This window comes from Solwaraspora sp. WMMA2101 (assembly GCF_049179175.1).
In the GTDB taxonomy this organism is placed as follows: domain Bacteria; phylum Actinomycetota; class Actinomycetes; order Mycobacteriales; family Micromonosporaceae; genus Micromonospora_E.
Genome location: NZ_JBMHMA010000006.1, coordinates 5,848,079 through 5,865,305 on the forward strand (window position 1 = coordinate 5,848,079; position 17,227 = coordinate 5,865,305).

15 protein-coding genes and 2 pseudogenes are annotated in these 17,227 nt (G+C 72.1%); 15 read left to right on the top strand and 2 right to left on the bottom strand.

Annotation, left to right across the window (positions count from 1 at the left end):
- Positions 1-20 precede the first annotated feature (20 nt).
- The 7 genes from ACN28F_RS27645 (at position 21) to ACN28F_RS27675 (ending at position 6,005) form a co-directional block, all read left to right on the top strand.
- Positions 21-758, top strand: a complete 738-nt coding sequence (locus ACN28F_RS27645; RefSeq protein ID WP_421360394.1) for a hypothetical protein — start codon at positions 21-23, stop codon at positions 756-758.
- A 22-nt stretch (positions 759-780) separates the two neighbouring features.
- Positions 781-1,119 carry a DUF167 domain-containing protein gene (locus ACN28F_RS27650; RefSeq protein ID WP_289205378.1) on the top strand — a complete coding sequence of 113 codons (339 nt, stop codon included), beginning with the start codon at positions 781-783 and terminating at the stop codon, positions 1,117-1,119.
- Positions 1,120-1,404: 285 nt separating this feature from the next.
- Positions 1,405-1,824 (top strand): TraR/DksA family transcriptional regulator, encoded by a 420-nt coding sequence (locus tag ACN28F_RS27655; RefSeq protein WP_289205379.1) that lies wholly within the window; start codon positions 1,405-1,407, stop codon positions 1,822-1,824.
- Between the two features lie 71 nt (positions 1,825-1,895).
- On the top strand, positions 1,896-2,450 hold the full coding sequence (gene lspA / locus ACN28F_RS27660) for a signal peptidase II (protein WP_289210921.1): 555 nt from the start codon (positions 1,896-1,898) through the stop codon (positions 2,448-2,450).
- Positions 2,451-2,452: 2 nt separating this feature from the next.
- On the top strand, positions 2,453-3,394 hold the full coding sequence (locus ACN28F_RS27665) for an RluA family pseudouridine synthase (RefSeq protein WP_289205380.1): 942 nt from the start codon (positions 2,453-2,455) through the stop codon (positions 3,392-3,394).
- A 57-nt stretch (positions 3,395-3,451) separates the two neighbouring features.
- Positions 3,452-4,291 (top strand): hypothetical protein, encoded by an 840-nt coding sequence (locus tag ACN28F_RS27670; protein WP_289205381.1) that lies wholly within the window; start codon positions 3,452-3,454, stop codon positions 4,289-4,291.
- Between the two features lie 178 nt (positions 4,292-4,469).
- Positions 4,470-6,005, top strand: a complete 1,536-nt coding sequence (locus tag ACN28F_RS27675) for a MinD/ParA family ATP-binding protein (RefSeq protein ID WP_289205382.1) — start codon at positions 4,470-4,472, stop codon at positions 6,003-6,005.
- A gap of 6 nt (positions 6,006-6,011) precedes the next feature.
- Here the strand turns inward: ACN28F_RS27675 and ACN28F_RS27680 are convergent, their stop codons facing one another.
- Positions 6,012-7,613, bottom strand: a complete 1,602-nt coding sequence (locus ACN28F_RS27680; RefSeq protein WP_289205383.1) for a hypothetical protein — start codon at positions 7,611-7,613, stop codon at positions 6,012-6,014.
- A gap of 185 nt (positions 7,614-7,798) precedes the next feature.
- On the opposite strand from ACN28F_RS27680, the gene dnaE reads away from it, so the two are divergent.
- The gene (dnaE, locus tag ACN28F_RS27685; protein ID WP_421360398.1) at positions 7,799-11,335 is read left to right on the top strand and encodes a DNA polymerase III subunit alpha; all 3,537 of its coding nucleotides are present in this window, start codon (positions 7,799-7,801) and stop codon (positions 11,333-11,335) included.
- Between the two features lie 19 nt (positions 11,336-11,354).
- Entirely contained in the window at positions 11,355-12,140 is a 786-nt protein-coding gene (locus ACN28F_RS27690; RefSeq protein WP_421360400.1) for a DUF2567 domain-containing protein, read from the top strand.
- On the opposite strand, the gene ACN28F_RS27695 is transcribed toward ACN28F_RS27690, so the two are convergent.
- Positions 12,055-12,756 carry an LON peptidase substrate-binding domain-containing protein gene (locus ACN28F_RS27695; protein WP_421360402.1) on the bottom strand — a complete coding sequence of 234 codons (702 nt, stop codon included), beginning with the start codon at positions 12,754-12,756 and terminating at the stop codon, positions 12,055-12,057. The genes ACN28F_RS27690 and ACN28F_RS27695 overlap by 86 nt on opposite strands.
- A gap of 87 nt (positions 12,757-12,843) precedes the next feature.
- Between ACN28F_RS27695 and hisD the strand changes: the two are divergent.
- The 6 genes and pseudogenes from hisD to ACN28F_RS27725 all read left to right on the top strand — a co-directional run.
- Positions 12,844-14,148, top strand: a pseudogene (gene hisD / locus ACN28F_RS27700) (histidinol dehydrogenase); the annotation flags it as partial.
- Positions 14,149-14,246: 98 nt separating this feature from the next.
- Positions 14,247-15,329, top strand: a pseudogene (locus tag ACN28F_RS27705) (histidinol-phosphate transaminase); the annotation flags it as partial.
- A 95-nt stretch (positions 15,330-15,424) separates the two neighbouring features.
- A complete protein-coding gene (gene hisB, locus ACN28F_RS27710; RefSeq protein ID WP_289205387.1) occupies positions 15,425-16,036 on the top strand; it encodes an imidazoleglycerol-phosphate dehydratase HisB in 612 nt (203 codons plus the stop codon).
- A gap of 1 nt (position 16,037) precedes the next feature.
- Complete coding sequence (locus ACN28F_RS27715; RefSeq protein ID WP_289205388.1) at positions 16,038-16,208, top strand: hypothetical protein; 171 nt, start codon at positions 16,038-16,040, stop codon at positions 16,206-16,208.
- Positions 16,208-16,897, top strand: coding sequence for an imidazole glycerol phosphate synthase subunit HisH (gene hisH / locus ACN28F_RS27720; protein ID WP_289205389.1), 690 nt, complete (start codon positions 16,208-16,210; stop codon positions 16,895-16,897). Before ACN28F_RS27715 ends, hisH begins: the two co-directional genes overlap by 1 nt.
- On the top strand, positions 16,890-17,216 hold the full coding sequence (locus ACN28F_RS27725; RefSeq protein WP_289205390.1) for a hypothetical protein: 327 nt from the start codon (positions 16,890-16,892) through the stop codon (positions 17,214-17,216). Before hisH ends, ACN28F_RS27725 begins: the two co-directional genes overlap by 8 nt.
- Positions 17,217-17,227 lie beyond the last annotated feature (11 nt).

Below are 17,227 nucleotides of genomic sequence, written 5' to 3' on the forward strand. Positions count from 1 at the left end.
CAGTGCGGCGGGGGTGAGCCGTGATCGTTGCAAGCTTGCTGCTCATCCTCGTCGCCGTCACGCTGCTCGTGCTCGGCCTGGCGGGCGGTTCCAGCATGTTGCTGGTCGGTTCGATCGTGGCGAGCCTGCTCGCTGCGGTCGCCCTCGTCGTCGGTGCCCGCCAGGCGGCTGCGGCCCGCGCGGCCGACGCCGACGCGGCCGACGCCGAATTGAGCACGCCCGGTGCCGGCGGTTGGCCGGTCGGATACGACGAGCCGTACGTCGCCGATCCGCCGCCGGCGCGTTCCGGTTTCCCGCCGGCGGCCACCCCTGCGGGGGCGGCGCGAACGGTGCCGGACCCGGCGGTGACCTTCCCGCCGGCGTCGGCGACGGTGCTGGACGACACGGTGCCGGGCACTGCGGTGCCGGATGCCACGGCGACGGTGCCGGCCAGCCGGCAGCCGACCGGCGGTTCGCAGACGGGCGCGTCCCCGGGCACCGGGGCGGTGGGCGACGATCCGGCCGAGGTCGAGGTCGACCCGCCCGACGAACCTGCCGCCGAGCAGACGGCCGAGGCCGAGCGGGCCGTCCTGGCCCGGATCGAGGCCGAGGTGATCGTGGTCGACGGCCGGCCCCGGTACCACCTGTCCGACTGCGTGCACCTGGTGACCCGCCCAGGGGAGCCGCTGCCCGTACGGGAGGCGTTGGAGCTCGGCTTCACGCCGTGCAGTCTGTGCGGGCCGGACCGGGCGCTGCTGACCGAGGCCGGCCGGGTCTGACCGGTGCGGCCGCGTCGGGTCCATGCCGTCCCCGCCTGATCGTGGCGGTCGTCGTGCCGATCGCGCGTCGACCAGCCTGTCGGTCGCCGTACGGGTCAAGCCAGGGTCGTCGCGGTCCCGCGTCGGCGGGTCCCATCCGGGCCCGCGCGGTCCCGCGTTGGTGATAGCCGTGTCGGCACCGGCGGTGGACGGTCGCGCCACCGAGGCCGCCCGCCGCGCGCTCGCGGCCGCGCTCGACGTACCGGCCCGCCGGGTCACGGTGCAGACCGGTGCGACGAGCCGTGACAAGGTCTTCGCCGTCGCGGTGGCCGACGAGGCCGACCGGCTCACTGCCCGCGTCGCGCAACTACGGGACAGCTGACGGTCGGACCACTAGGGTGTGGAGCATCGATCACGATGTGCCCGCTTTGCTGATATCTGGTCGAGAAAAAACCTTTTGTACGGCAGGTAAAGCCATACAAAACGGGGCAAAGAAGGCGGCATTGTTGTCGGAAGCCTTCACGTTCCGTATCCTTGCGAATCTCCGGAGTGTGCAACGGACCTGTTGCGCACCCGACGGTGCTCCGCGGCCGGGCGTCGGCAGCGGCTCCGACGGTCCGCCGGAGCACTGCCGATTGCCGCCGGTGACGCGGCCGAGGGAGCGACGATGGCCAAGCCAGTCGACACGAAGACCGCCGCCCGCAGGCCGGCGGCCCGGCCGGCGCGCAGCGCGGCGGAGACCACCAAGATCCGTAGCGCCCTGCAGGCCCGACGGGACGAGTTGCGCACCGAGTATGATCAGACGTTGAGCGAGATCACCGAGCTGCAGCGGGAGCGGCTGACCGACTCGGCCGGCGACGACCAGGCCGACACCGGCACCAAGACGTTCGAGCGGGAGCAGGAGATTTCTCTCGCCAGGAACATCCTGGACCGCATCAACCAGGTGGAGCGGGCGCTGGAGCGGTTGGACGAGGGACACTACGGCTGGTGTGAGCGGTGCGGCACGGACATCCCGGTCGAACGGCTCGCGGCCTTCCCCTCGGCGACCCTCTGCGTGACCTGCAAGCAACTTGAGGAGCGGCGCTAGTCGGGCGGGTCGGTCGATCGACCCGAGGCCGCTCGGCGGACGCCGCCGACGTGACCGAGGGGGAGAGACAGCTGACCGCGGATCCGCAGCAGCGACCCGCTGTCGCTGAGACCCACGGCACCCGGCGTGCGGTGGGACTTCTCACAGCGGTGGCGGTCGTCGCCCTGCTCGTCGACCTCGGCAGCAAACAGTGGGCACTCAGCGCGCTCACCGGCCGCCAGCCGGTCGAGGTCGTCAGCGGTGTCCTCTACCTGACGCTCATCCGCAACCCCGGCGCGGCGTTCAGCCTCGGTGCCGACTACACCTGGATCTTCTCCCTGGTCACCGTCGTCGTGGTCGGCTGGATCGGCTGGTTGGCACGGGGGCTGCGGTCGACACCGTGGGCGGTGGCGCTCGGGCTGATCCTCGGTGGCGCACTCGGCAACTTCCTCGATCGGATGTTCCGCGCACCCGGTCCGTTCCTCGGCCACGTGGTCGACATGTTCAGCGTCTTCGACCCGCGTGGCCAGGTGTTTCCGATCTTCAACGTCGCCGACAGCGCCCTGGTGGTCGGGGTGGTCCTCGCCGTACTGCTGGAACTGACCGGTCGCCAACGCGACGGCCGACGACTGACGCGAGGGGCCTGACGATGACCATCTCCGCCCGACCCGGCGAGCGCCGGAGCCTGCCGGTGCCCGAGGGCCTCGACGGGTTCCGGCTGGACCAGGCCGTCTCCCGACTGTTCGGGCTCTCCCGGACGGCGGCGGCCGCCCTGGTGGAGTCGGGCGACGCGGCGCTGGACGGGGTGACCCGGCAGAAGGCCGACCGGGTGAGCGCCGGCGCCTGGTTGGAAGTGGTGCTACCGGCACCCGCCCTCGCGCCGACGGTCGTCGCGCAACCGGTGGACGGCCTGGCCGTGGTCCACGCCGACGAGGACATCGTCGTGGTGGACAAGCCGGTCGGGGTCGCGGCGCACCCGAGCCCGGGCTGGACCGGCCCGACAGTGCTCGCCGGGCTCGCGGCGGCCGGGCACACCATCGCCACCAGCGGTGCCGCTGAACGCCAGGGCATCGTGCACCGGCTCGACGTCGGCACCAGCGGGCTGATGGTGGTGGCCAAGAGCGAGCACGCCTACTCGGTGCTCAAACGCGCCTTCAAGGAACGCGAGGTGGACAAGCGCTACCACGCCGTCGTGCAGGGCCACCTCGATCCGCTGCGGGGCACGATCGATGCGCCGATCGACCGGCACCCCCACCACGACTACCGCTGGGCCGTCGTGTCCGGCGGCAAGCCCAGCGTCACCCACTACGAGACGATCGAGGCGTTTCCCGCGGCCAGCCTGGTCGGGATCCGGTTGGAGACCGGTCGTACCCACCAGATCCGGGTGCACTTCTCGGCCCTGCGGCATCCGTGCGTGGGTGACCTGACGTACGGTGCCGATCCGACACTCGCCGCCCGACTCGGACTGACCCGCCAGTGGCTGCATGCCCGTGCGCTCAGTTTCCTACACCCCCGTACGGCGGAGGAAGTTCGCTTTCACAGCGACTATCCTGACGACTTGAAGCGTGCTCTCGCCGTACTCGGCGAGTGAGTCTGCCCGCGCACGCGTCTGTCCACTGTCCATCCCACCATCGGGAGGGAGTCGTCCGTGCGTGCCGGCGACCTGTTGCGGGGGATCGACCGGAGGCTGCTGCCGGTGCTGGCGGAGGCCGTGGCCGGGCTGGCACACCGACCGGTACGGCCGCACCTGCTGGCCGGGGTGGCCGCGGCGTCGGTCAGCGTCGTGGCCGCCACGGCGCTGTGGGCGGTCGACCACGATCCGGGAGCGGCGGCGCTGCCGACCGTCGACGGCGTCGTCCAGGTCGGAGTGGCCGAGGGCGAGTCCATCACGGACTACCTGCAGGCGGCCCGCAGCGAACTCGCGACCATGGCCGCCGGTCCGGCACCGACGGCGACGCAGGGCGAAGGGTACGCGTTGGTCACCTTCAGTGAGTATCTCCCGCCGGGCCGGCTGGCATCGGTCCTGTCCGGAGTGTCGGTCGTGGAGGTGTATCTGCGGGTGCCGCTGGGGTCGGAACAGACCCAGGTCGTCCGGATGCCGGCGTACCGGCTGCCGGAGGACGTGCTGACCGGCATGGACCAGGTCGCGCAGCGCAAGACCCGGGAGGCCGCCGACTACCGGCGCCGGGTGGCCGAACTGGGTCGGGCAGCCGAGTTGGATCTGTGGAAGCTCTACGACACGGGTGCCCGGGTCGCCACCGCCGAGGCCGAGGCCTACCGACGGTACTGCGCGTGCGGGTACGCGGCGGTGGTCCGTGGCGGCCCGGACGTCCTGCGGGACCTGACCGGGCATGCGGAGGTACGGGCGGTCGATCCCGCGCCCGAGGTCCGGCGGCTGGAACGTACCGTGTTCCTGCCGCCGCTGCCCGAGCACGACGAGGTGGTGCCGGCCGAGACACCTGCCGGTGCGCGACCGGCCGGTGGGTGACCGTACGCTACCCCGGGGTGCCGCAGGGGCATCGCGGCCTGGTGATCGTGACGGACGGTCACCAGCGCCCAGTGGAGTTGGCGTGCCGAGGCACCAATAGCCTCCGGCGGTGTGGCCTTGACGGGATTTGGTTCGTAGCCTGTCAGGCGGGGACCGATAGCGCTGGGGAGGGTGAGCCGTGGAGGGCACCGAGAACGGCTGGGGCCGTCCTGCGGAACCACCGCCGCGCTGGCGGGCGCTGCTCGACCGCGCCCGCCTCGGTGGCCGGACCGGCGAGCACCCCGAGGTGGACGACCGCAACGGCACCGGCACCCGGCCACAGGACAACGGGCAGGCCGCAGCGCCGGCACCGCACGGCTCCGGTCCTGGCCGACGCCCCGACGGCGGGTCCGGCGGACCGGACCGACCGGCCGAGCCGGTCCGCCCGTCGGCTCCGAGCCTGTTCGAACCGGTCCCGCCGCCGGCCGGCGGCCGCCCCTACGACCCGGGTCCACCGCCGGTGGGCGGCTACCCGTACGACACCGGACCGCCGATGCCGGGGGCCGGCCGCTACGCAGCACTCGCGCCCGGCGGGGCGCAGGCCGGTTACGCGCCGGCCTATCCGGTGGTACCCGGCACCGTGCCGGACCGGGACGCCGTCCCGGTGCGGCCAGTTCGGCCCGCCCCGCCCGAACCCGGCCCGTCACCGGGCCAGGTCGGCCCTCGGCCCGGCCAGGTCGTCGGCCCACCACCGGGACGCCCGGGGCCGCCACCGGGTCCACCGTCGGGCCATCCGGGGCGGTCGCAGCCAGGGTTCACGCCCACCCCGCCCCCGCCGGTACGCGGTCGACCCGAGCCTGGGCCGCCCGGCGGTGCCGATGGCGGCTATCCGGCCCGGATCGAGTGGCGGGAGAGCCAGCCGGACGCCGAGGTCGACCGGGCGGCCAGCGTCCTGCGGCGTAACCTCGGGATGCCCCGGGTGCTGGCGTTCGCCAACCCCAAGGGCGGGGTGCACAAGACCACGGCGACGGTGCTGGCGGCGGCGACCATCGGCAGTGTGCGCGGGCGCGGCGTGCTCGCCTGGGACGACAACGAGTTGCGCGGCACGCTGGGGCTGCGTGCGGGCAGCGCCCGGCACGCCCGGACCATCCGGCACCTGATCACCGACCTGGTGGAGATCGAGTCCGCGCACGGCTACGAGTTGACCGACCGGCTCGACGACTACCTGCGGCACGCCTCCGACGGCTCGTACGACGTACTGGCCGGCGAGGAGAGCCCGCGGTTCGCGCAGCGGCTCGACCCGCAGACCGTGCGGCGGGTGCTGGAGCTGCTGCGCCGTACCCACGACGTGATCTGTGTGGACACCGGCAACAACGTGGAGAGCGCCAACTGGCAGACGGTGCTGCAGGCCGCCGACCAGCTGGTGGTCACCTGCGTGCCCCGCGAGGACGCGGCGTTCACCGCTGACTGGATGCTCGATCTGCTCCACGACGTCGGGATGGGTGACCTGGTGGAGAACGCGGTCACCCTGCTCTCCTGTCCCACCCCGGGGCCGGCGCCGCTGCTGGAGGATCTGCGGCGGCATTTCGCCACCCGGACCCGGGCGGTCGCGGTGGTGCCCTACGACCCGGCCCTGGAGACCGGGTCGTCGATCGAGTACCCGCAGTTGCAGCCGGAGACGCGGCAGGCCTGGCTGCAGGCCGCCTCGGTCATGCTGGAGCCCTTCGTACGCTGACCCGGCTCAGTCACTCGCCGGCCGTTCGCTCGCCGTGCCGCCGGTCGACGGTACGCAACCGTGCGCCACGCCCCAGCGGGAGCAGCGGCCGTCCGGATAGTTCTGCGTGTGGGCTGTCCAGGAGAAGAAGCCGGCATGGTCGGAGCGTTCGTCCGGCATGTAGCGGTCCACGGTGGCGGATCCGGCGGAGGCGAGCACGAACAGCAACGGCACCAGGAGCAACCCGACCGGTGCCGTCGACCGGCCGGCGTCGGGCCCGCCGGTGGTGGCGGTGCCGGTGGTGGCGCTACGTCGACGCCACTGCCGGACGGCGAGCAGCACTCCGAAGCCGGTGAGGATCAGCAGGCAGTAGAGCACCACGGCGGTGGTCCGTGGGTACAGCCGTACCGTCTGGGTCTGCCACTGCTCGCTGGCCAGCCACATCCGCATGAACCAGGCGCTGGCCGCGCAGGCACCGACAGCGACGACGACACTGCGTCGCCAGCCCAGCGCCAGTGCCAGCGCCAGGCCGGCGGCGAGCAGCAGGGTGAACAGGCCGACGCCGCCGAGTTCGCCGACCGGAGGCCAGACGGGTCCGACGTCGGCCGGGCGGTCGTTGCGCCACATCGCGATGTACGCGGGCTCGGTGTCGGTGTCGAAGTAGAAGTAGTTGTCGGAGGTTCCGCCGGTGGGGGCGAGCAGCCCTCGCAGATGCACCCAGGAGACGGCGACGAAGGCGACGACGGCGGTGCCGCCGAGGACGAGCACCGGGCGCCAGCCGTGCCGCCAGGGGGCCAGCAGGAGCACCGCCAGCAGCATGCCGCCGGCGCACCAGACGTACCAGCCGGAGTAGAGCAGAAAGAGCAGGCCGAAGCCGGCTCCGGCGAGCAGGCCGGTCAGCGCCGCCCGTCGCAGGCTCATGGTGTCGGCGCGGCGGACCGCCGACAGGAACGCGACCAGCACCGGGACGAGCATCACCAGGGTGATCTGTGGGTACGGCTTGACCGGCTCGATCAGTGGCAGCATGGCCAGCATGCCGATCGTCACCGCCGGGACCGGGCGTAGGACGAGTCGCCACGCCAGGTACGCGGCCGGGCCGAACAGTGCCGTGCCGGCGAGTTGCAGGTCCTGCAGGGCCAGCACGTGCGGCTGGCCGGTCATCCGGGCCCAGGCGCCGATCAACCAGAAGACCACGGGTGGGTAGTGGTCGGAGATGCCGCGTCCCGACCACAGGTCAGCGGTCCACGCGAGGATCCAGCTGTAGTCACCGCCGCCGGCCCACAGCGACATCTCGGTGCCGTTCAGCGCGACGGCGACGCCGCCGGCGACGAGGCCGGTGCCGAGCCCGGCCACGGCGGCGCAGCCGATCCGTACGGCGTACCCGTGGTGGGCGTGGGCCAGCAGCCGGTGCGCCACCACCATCGCCACGACCAGTAGTGCGGCCAGTACGGCGAACCGCAACTGCAGGGCGGCCAGGCCGGCTACCTGGCCCTTGCGATCCAGCGGGTCGACTTCTATGGTCCTGCTCCAGACCAGGAACCCGCCTGCGACGCCGAGGCTGACCAGCACCTCAGCACCGGTCGCCGCGACGCGGGAAAGCAGCGGTCTCCTCTGAGGGTAATCGCTCACACACAGACCGTAATGCCTGAGGTGTCGGTTCGGTGTCCGGTGTCCCCCGCGTTGCCCGGCCTGTCGCCATCTGAGGTCGCGGATCGCCGTCGTGACCGGCGGGTGCGGTGTGCCGTCGCCCCGGGTCGGGGGTGGTCGGGTAAGGTCGCGTGGTTGTCGCCGGGACGGGAGAAGGGGGCCGGTCGGTGTCCGATTCCTTCGTGCATCTGCATGTGCACACAGAGTATTCAATGCTCGACGGTGCGGCCCGGTTGAAAGAGTTGTTCGCCGAGGCGAATCGGCTGGAAATGCCGGCGTTGGCGATGACCGACCACGGGAACCTTTTCGGTGCGTACGATTTCTTCAAGCAGGCGACCGGCGCCGGAGTAAAGCCGATCATCGGCCTGGAGGCATACCTGACGCCGGGGACGGACCGGCGTGACCGGACCCGGGTGCGGTGGGCCGACGGCGGAGAGAACGACGTTTCCGGCGGTGGTGCGTACACGCACATGACGATGCTGGCGGCGGACGCCGACGGCCTGCGAAACCTGTTCCGCCTGGGCTCGCGGTCCAGCTTGGAGGGTTACTTCTACAAGCCTCGCGCGGACCGTGAGCTGCTGCACGAGTACGCCAAGGGGATCATCGCAACGACCGGGTGCCCCTCCGGCGAGGTGCAGACCTGGTTGCGGATCGGTGACTTCGAAAAGGCGTGCGCGTCGGCTGCGGAATTCCGTGACATTTTTGGTGCGGACAATTTCTATCTGGAGCTGATGGACCACGGTCTCGATATCGAGACCCGGATCCGGGAAGACCTCATCCGGCTCGGTAAGCGACTCAACCTCAAGCCGATCGCCACCAATGACCTGCACTACACGCATGAGCGGGACGCGGATGCGCACGAGGTGTTGCTGTGTGTCCAGTCCGGGTCGACCATGGCGGATCCGAAACGGTTCAAGTTCGACGCGCGTGACTTCTACCTCAAGTCGGCCGCGGAAATGCGGAAACTGTGGGACGCCGAGGTGCCCGGGGCGTGTGACAACACCCTGGAAGTCGCCGAAAAGATCGGCGACTATTCGGCGTTGTTCGCCTCGCGGGACCTGATGCCGCAGTTCCCCGTACCGGCGGGGGAGAACGAGGAGTCCTTCCTGCGGGCCGAGGTGCTGCGCGGACTGGAGCGCCGGTTCCCGGGCGGGGTGCCCGAGGGGCACCGCAAACAGGCCGAGTACGAGCTCGACGTGATCATCAAGATGGGGTTCCCGGGGTACTTCCTGGTCACCGCCGACCTGGTGGACTACGCCAAACGGGAGGGGATCCGGGTCGGCCCCGGTCGTGGGTCGGCGGCCGGGGCGCTGATCGCGTACGCCCTGGGCATCACCGAGCTGGACCCGATCCCGCACGGCCTGCTGTTCGAACGCTTCCTCAACCCGGACCGGGTGTCGATGCCGGACATCGACATGGACTTCGACGAGCGTCGCCGCGGCGACATGATCCGGTACGCGACCGAGCGGTACGGCGAGGAACGCGTCGCGCAGATCATCACCTACGGCACGATCAAGGCGAAGGCGGCGATCAAGGACGCGGCGCGGGTGCTCGGCTACCCGTTCGCGATGGGTGACCGCATCACCAAGGCCATGCCGCCGCCGGTGATGGGCAAGGACATCCCGTTGTCGGGGATCTTCGACCCGAAACACCCGCGCTACCCGGAGGCGGTCGAGTTCCGGTCGTTGTACGAGTCCGACGGCGAGGTCCGCAAGATCGTCGACACGGCCAAGGGGCTGGAAGGCCTCAAACGGCAGTGGGGCGTGCACGCCGCCGGGGTGATCCTGTCCCGCGACCCACTGGTGGACGTGCTGCCGATCCAGAAGCGGGAGCAGGACGGGGCGATCATCACCCAGTGGGACATGGGCGCGTGCGAGTCCATCGGCCTGCTGAAAATGGACTTCCTCGGCCTGCGCAACCTGACGGTGATGGACGACTGCCTGGCCGGGATCAAGGACAACCGGGGCCTGGACCTGGTGCTCGAGGAGCTGCCGCTGGACGACAAGCGCGCCTACGAGCTGCTGGCCCGGGGCGACACGCTGGGGGTGTTCCAGCTCGACGGCGGGCCGATGCGCGCGCTGCTGCGCTCGATGGTGCCGGACAACTTCGAGGACATCTCCGCCGTACTGGCGCTGTACCGGCCCGGTCCGATGGGTGCCAACGCGCACAACGAGTACGCCGACCGCAAGAACAACCGCAAGCCGGTGGTGCCGATCCACCCCGAGCTCGCCGAACCCCTCGCCGACATCCTGGGTGACACCTACGGCCTGATCGTGTACCAGGAACAGGTCATGGCGATCGCCCAGCAGCTGGCCGGCTACACCCTGGGCGCGGCCGACCTGCTGCGGCGGGCGATGGGCAAGAAGAAGAAGGAGATCCTGGACAAGGAGTACGTGCCGTTCTCCCAGGGCATGCGGGACAACGGCTACTCCGACGAGGCGATCAAGACGCTGTGGGACATCCTGGTCCCGTTCTCCGACTACGCGTTCAACAAGGCGCACACCGCCGGCTACGGGCTGGTCTCCTACTGGACCGCGTACCTGAAGGCCAACTACCCGGCCGAGTACATGGCCGCCCTGCTGACCAGCGTCGGTGACGACAAGGACAAGGCCGCCGTCTACCTGGCGGAGTGCCGTCGGATGAAGATCAAGGTGCTGCCGCCGGACGTCAACGCCTCCGGTGCCCGGTTCACCGCGGTCGGCTCCGACATCCGCTTCGGTCTGGCTGCCGTCCGCAACGTCGGCACGAACGTCGTCGACGCGATCGCCCGCGCCCGTAAGGAAAAGGGTGCCTACACCGACTTCTACGACTTCCTGCGCAAGGTCGACGCGGTGGCCTGCAACAAACGTACCGTCGAATCGCTGATCAAGGCCGGCGCGTTCGACTCCCTCGACCACCCCCGCAAAGCCCTGTTGACCGTGCACGCCGACGCGATCGACTCGTTCATGGACCTCAAGCGCAACGAGGCGGTGGGCCAGTACGACCTGTTCGGTGACGCCTTCGGGGCGGCGGATCCCGCCGCTGGCGGCGCGATGGTGGTCACCCCGCCGATCCCGGAGGGCGAGTGGGACAAGACCGACCTGCTCACCTTCGAACGCGAGATGCTCGGCCTCTACGTCTCCGACCACCCGCTGTTCGGGGTCGAACACGTCCTGGCCGCCGCGGCGGACATGTCCATCGCGGCCCTGGCCGAGGACGGCGCCGTCGCCGACGGCAGCGTGGTGAACCTGGCCGGCATCCTGTCCGGGGTGCAACGCCGGATCACCAAGCAGGGCCGGGCCTGGGCGTCGGCGACCCTGGAGGACCTCGGCGGCGCGGTCGAGGTGCTGTTCTTCCCCAACACCTACGAGGTCGTCGGCCAGTACATCGCCGAGGATGCCATCGTCGTGGTGAAGGGCCGGGTCGACCGGCGCGACGACCAGCCCCGGCTGATGGCGATGGACCTGTCCGTGCCGGAGATCACCGCCGCGGACGAGATCAAGCCCATCGTGATCGCGTTGTCACCGGCCCGCTGCACCCCGCCCCTGGTGGACAGCCTGCGCGACGTGCTCACCAGCCATCCCGGCTCGGCCGAGGTGCACGTCAAACTCGTCAACGGCAGCCGCGCCACCCTGCTGCGCCTCGGACCGCACCGGGTCGCCCCCACCACGGCGTTGATGGCCGACCTCAAGGCACTGCTCGGGCCCGCCGCCGTAGCCGGCTGAGACCTGAGAGGATCACCGGGTGAGTTCCCCGTCCGAACCCGGCCAGTCCGGTGAACCCGGCCAGTCCGTCGACCTGCCGACGCCGACGCCGACGGATCCCGGGGCCACGGTCGCGGCCACCCCCGGCCGAGCGGCACCGTGGCGGCGTCCGGCGGTCCTCGTCGTCGCGGCGATGGTGCTCGGCGGCGTACTGCTGGGGCTCGCCTGGTCGACGCTGACGCCCTGGGTGCCGGTGGTCAAGACCGAGCAGGGCGCGGCGGTACGGGGCGGCGACCCGGAGTACTTCGTTGCCGCCGACGGCTGGTTCGCGTTGCTCGGACTCGGGTTCGGCATCCTCGCCGGGATCTGTGCCTGGGCGCTGCCGCCACGTCGGCGCGGCCCGGCCGGGCTGCTGGCGGTGACCACCGGTGGGCTCGGCGCGGCGGCGGTCGCCTGGGCCCTCGGTCGGCAGATCGGCCTGGCCGGCTACCGGCAGGCGTTGGAGGCCGCCGAGGTCGGGGCGACGTTGAGCCGCCCCCCGGATCTGCACGCCGGCGACATCGAACTGTGGTTCGGGGTGCTGCCCGCACTCAACGGTGCCTTCTTCGCGCCGGCGTTCGGTGCCGCCCTGGTCTACACGATGCTGGCCGGCTGGTCCCGCTACCCGGACCTGCGCCCCGACGCACCGACGGCAGACCCGCCGACAGTCGAGGGCGGATCCGGTGCGCAGGCACCGCCGGTCAGTTCGGGCTCGCCGGCACCGCGAGCTCCGGCAGCGGAACCGGCACCGCCCGCACCCGGCGCAGCAGCGACACCTCCCGATTGAGCATCCGCAGCTCAGCCCCCAGCCGACGGGCGGTGTCCGGCTCCGCCAGCAACGCCTGCCGCTCCCCGATGGTCAACGCGGCAGTGGCCGCGACCAGGTGGGACAGGACCGTCGGCTGCTCCGGCAACTGCTCGGTGATCTCCGCGGAGTCGGTGCGCACCAGCTCCAGGTACTGCCGGAACAGCGACAGGACCTGCGGCGCCAGCCGGTCGGCCAGGATCTCCTGACCGGCCGGTTCCGGCAGCCACCGCACCGACGCGGTCAGGTACGGCGTACCCTCGTCGGCCAGTTCGGTGACCCGGAACCGCCGCCGGCCCACCGTGACGATGTCGTACCGGCCGTTCGGCAGCTCGGTGACCTGCCGCAACTCGGCGGTGCAGCCGACGTCGTGCAGGCTGACCGCCGTCGGGGTGGGCGCCCCCGGCGGCCCGGCTGTCGGTAGGACCTCCCAGCCGCGCCGGATCGCCACCACCCCGAACTCCCGGGTGACCCCCTCGGGCAGGCTGGTCAGATGGCGGACCAGCGCCCGGTAGCGCTCCTCGAAGACGTGCAGAGGCAGCACCAGCCCGGGGAAGAGCACCGTCCCGAGCGGAAAGATCGGTAGCCGCTGACCCACTGGTCGAGCGTAGCGTGGTGACACTCACCGTCCCGTCGGCTGGACGGCCAGCGTCCGATGGTTGGGAGGCGGCCTAGACTCGCAGGCGTGCTGAACCGGATCGACCTGCGCGGCGGGTCACGTGACCCGCGTGACCTGCTGCCCCGTGCCCAGCTCGACGTCTCCGTGGCGGTCGAGCGCATCCGCCCGCTGGTCGAGGCGGTCCGGGACCATGGTTACCCGGCGATCCGGGACGCGGCCCAGCGGTTCGACGGGGTCAGCCCGGCCCGGCTGCGGGTGCCGTCCGAGGCGCTGGCCGCCGCCGAACGCGACCTCGACGACGACGTGCGGGCCGCGCTGCTGGAGTGCATCGACCGGACCCGGCGGGTGCACGCCGACCAACGGCGTACCGAGGTCACCACCCAGGTGGTGCCCGGCGGCACCGTCACCGAGCGGTGGGTGCCGGTCGGCCGGGTCGGGCTGTACGTGCCCGGCGGCCTGGCGGTGTACCCGTCGACGGTCGTGATGAACGTGGTCCCCGCCCAGGTCGCCGGGGTGACCTCGCTGGTGGTGACGAGCCCGCCGCAGCGCGACAACGACGGGTTGCCCGACGCCCGGGTGCTCGCCGCCTGCGCCCTGCTCGGCGTCGACGAGGTGTACGCCGTCGGCGGCGCCCAGGCCGTCGCGATGCTCGGCTACGGTGCCGCCGTCGACCCGGACGGCACCGACGGGTGCGCCCCGGTTGACGTGATCACCGGGCCCGGCAACATCTGGGTCACCGCCGCGAAGCGGCTGCTGCGCGGGGTGGTCGGCATCGACGCCGAGGCCGGCCCGACGGAGATCGCGATCCTCGCCGACGACACCGCCGACCCGGTGCACGTCGCCGCCGACCTGATCAGCCAGGCCGAGCACGACCCGTTGGCCGCCAGCGTGCTGGTCACCCCGTCGGTGGAGCTGGCCGACGCGGTCGACCGGGAGTTGGCCCGGCAGGTGCCGGCGACCCGGCACACCGACCGGATCGCCACCGCGCTGGGCGGTACCCAGTCCGGGACGGTGCTCGTCGACGACCTCGACGCCGGACTGGCCGTGGTCGACGCGTACGCCGCCGAGCACCTGGAGATCCAGACCCGTGACGCCCGGCAGTGGGCGCTGCGGGTCCGCAACGCGGGGGCGATCTTCGTCGGGGCGTACTCGCCGGTCTCGCTCGGTGACTACTGCGCCGGCTCCAACCACGTGCTGCCGACCGGCGGCTGCGCCCGGCACTCCTCCGGGCTGAGCGTGCAGTCGTTCCTGCGGGGCGTGCACATCGTCGAGTACGACGCCGACGCGCTGCGGGACGTGGCCGGTCACGTGGTGACCCTGGCGCGGGCCGAGGACCTGCCGGCGCACGGCCAGGCGGTCCAGGCCCGGTTCACCGATCCGACGACGGCAGGGCAGGCCACGGCGGGCGCGGGGGCGTCGGGTACGGCCACCGTGGCCACGGCCGGCACCGCCGGCCCGGAGGGGTCGGCATGAGCGCCCCGGTCAGCCTCGACGATCTGCCGATCCGCGACGAGCTGCGCGGCCGCAGCCCGTACGGTGCCCCGCAGCTGGACGTACCGGTGCGGCTGAACACCAACGAGAACTCCTACCCGCTGCCGGACGTGGTGGTCGAGGCGATCAGCACGGCGGTCACGGCCCAGCTGCGGGAGCTGAACCGTTACCCGGACCGCGACGCGGTGGCGCTGCGCGGCGAGCTGGCCGACTACCTCGGCCACGGGGTGAGCGCCGCCGGGGTGTGGGCCGCCAACGGGTCCAACGAGATCCAGCAGCAGCTGCTGCAGGTGTTCGCCGGTGCCGGGCGGGTGGCGCTCGGGTTCACCCCGGCGTACTCGATGCACCCGTTGCTGGCGCTGGGCACCGGCACCCGGTGGGTCGACGGCCGGCGCGGCCCGGACTTCGGGCTGACTGCGGCCGACGCCGCCGCGCAGGTCGCCGCCCACCAGCCGGACCTGGTCTTCCTCTGCTCGCCGAACAACCCGACCGGCACCGCGCTGGACCCGGCGGTGGTGGACGCGGTGCTCGCGGCCGCGCCGGGCATGGTGGTGGTGGACGAGGCGTACGCCGAGTTCGCCCGACCCGGCACCCGCAGCGCCCTGGAGTTGCTGCCGGCGCACCCCCGGCTGGTGGTGACCCGGACGATGAGCAAGGCGTTCGGGTTCGCCGGTGGCCGGCTCGGCTACCTGGCGGCGCACCCGGCGGTGGTGGACGCCGTACAGCTGGTCCGGCTGCCGTACCACCTGTCGGCGCTGACCCAGGCGGCGGCGCGGGCGGCGCTGGCGCACCGGGACCTGCTGCTCGGCACCGTCGCGGCGATCAAGCAGGAGCGGGACCGGATCGTCACGCGGCTGCGTCAGCTCGGGTCGACCGTGGCCGACAGCGACGCCAACTTCGTGCTGTTCTCCGTCGGTGGTGACCAGCGTGACGCCTGGCAGGCGCTGCTGGAGCGGGGCGTGCTGGTGCGCGACGTCGGGCTGACCGGCTGGTTGCGGGTGACGGCGGGCACGCCGGCCGAGACCGACGCCTTCCTCACCGCGATGACCGATCTGGCCGCGACCACAGACCTGACAGCGGCGGGGGACCTGGCCGCGACCACAGACCTGACGGCGGCGGGGGACCTGGCCGCCACGACCGGGAACGGAGTGACCCGATGAGCCGCACCGCGCGGGTGGAACGCACCACGGCCGAGACGAAGGTACTGGTCGAGCTGGACCTGGACGGCACCGGTGCGGCCGACATCAGCACCGGGGTCGGCTTCTACGACCACATGCTGCACCAGATCGCCCGGCACGGCGGCTTCGACCTGACCGTGCAGACCGTCGGCGACCTGGAGATCGACGCGCACCACACGATGGAGGACACCGCCATCGCGCTGGGCACGGCGCTGCGTCAGGCGCTGGGCGACAAGGCCGGCATCCGCCGGTACGGCTCGGCCACCATCCCGATGGACGAGGTCCTGGTCCGCGCGGCGGTCGACCTGTCCGGCCGGCCGTACGTGGTGCACGACGAGCCGGTGCTGGCGCCGTACATCGGGCCGGTCTACCCGACCAGCATGACCCGGCACATCTGGGAGTCGCTGGGCCACTCCGCGCTGATCACCTTGCATGTGTCGGTGCTGCGGGCGGCCCGCGACGGCGGGCACCCGGACGCCCACCACGTCGTCGAGACGCAGTTCAAGGCGGTGTCCCGGGCGCTGCGCGAGGCCGTGTCGATCGACCCGCGTACCGCCGGGACGGTGCCCAGCACCAAGGGCGCGTTGTAACGTGGGCAGCTTCCTGCCGGTGGCGCTGTTCGCGCTCGCCGGGGTGCTCGTCGGTGGTGCCTGGTCGCTGCACCGCCAGGGCGCCGGCCGGGGTACTGTCGCCCTGGCGGCTGTCCTCGCCGTGCTGGCTGCCGCCGGCGGGGTGTTCTGGCTGCTTCCCGGAGGTGACTGATGTCCCCGCGTCCGCCGCGTGTCGTGGTGCTCGACTACGGCTCCGGTAACCTGCGCTCCGCCGAGCGGGCGTTGGCCGCCGCCGGAGCCGAGGTGACGGTGACGGCCGACCTGGCCGCCGCCGAGGCCGCCGACGGCCTGGTGGTGCCGGGAGTGGGCGCGTACGCCGCCTGCATGGCCGGCATCGACGACCTGGGGGCCGCCCCGGTGATCGCCCGGCGGGTCGCCGCCGGTCGGCCGGTGCTCGGCATCTGTGTGGGCATGCAGATCCTCTTCGAGTACGGGGAGGAGCACGGCGTGGTCACCAAGGGCCTCGGTCTGCTGCCGGGCGGGGTACGCCGGCTGCCTGCCCAGCGGGTGCCGCACATGGGTTGGAACACCGTGGCGGTGCCGGCCGGCAGCGTGCTGTTCGCCGGGTTGCCCGACGACGCCCGGTTCTACTTCGTGCACTCGTACGCGGCACTGGTCACCGACCCGCTCGACGCGGTGGGTGCCCTGTCCACCACGGCCGACCACGAGGGGCGGTTCGTGGCGGCGGTCGAGCGGGGCCCGCTGTCGGCGACCCAGTTCCACCCGGAGAAGTCCGCCGCGACCGGAGCCACCCTGCTGGGCAACTGGCTGGCCACGCTCACGTCGGTGCCGGCCGGCCCGTCCGGTGAGTACGGCCCACCCGGGGTGTCCGGTGAGTAAGGAACGGGCCCGCCGCCGCGAGCAGCGGCTGGCCGAGGCACAGCGGGAGCGGGCGGCGCAGGTCCGCCGTACCTCGCGTCGGCAGCGTCGCCGGGCGGCGCTGCAGCGGCTCACCCCGCGCCGGCCGGGTGGCCGTACCGGACGGTTGTTCATCCGGCGCAGCCGCGCCGAGCGGGCCGGGATCGCGGTGCTCACCGTGGCGGTGCTGGCCGTGATCTGGCTGGCCGTGCCGGACCTGGCGTTGCGTCTGCTGTTGATCGCCGTACTGCTGCTCGTCGCGCCGGCCGCCGTGGTGATCGCCCTCGGCCGGCGTACCTGATTCCATCATCA

What these genes read in the sequence shown, in the direction of transcription:
- ACN28F_RS27655 (WP_289205379.1), top strand. Translation starts at nt 1,405, where the DNA reads ATGGCCAAGCCAGTCGACACGAAGACCGCCGCCCGCAGGCCGGCGGCC.
- ACN28F_RS27665 (WP_289205380.1), top strand. Translation starts at nt 2,453, where the DNA reads ATGACCATCTCCGCCCGACCCGGCGAGCGCCGGAGCCTGCCGGTGCCC.
- ACN28F_RS27650 (WP_289205378.1), top strand. Translation starts at nt 781, where the DNA reads ATGCCGTCCCCGCCTGATCGTGGCGGTCGTCGTGCCGATCGCGCGTCG.
- hisH (WP_289205389.1), top strand. Translation starts at nt 16,208, where the DNA reads ATGTCCCCGCGTCCGCCGCGTGTCGTGGTGCTCGACTACGGCTCCGGT.
- hisB (WP_289205387.1), top strand. Translation starts at nt 15,425, where the DNA reads ATGAGCCGCACCGCGCGGGTGGAACGCACCACGGCCGAGACGAAGGTA.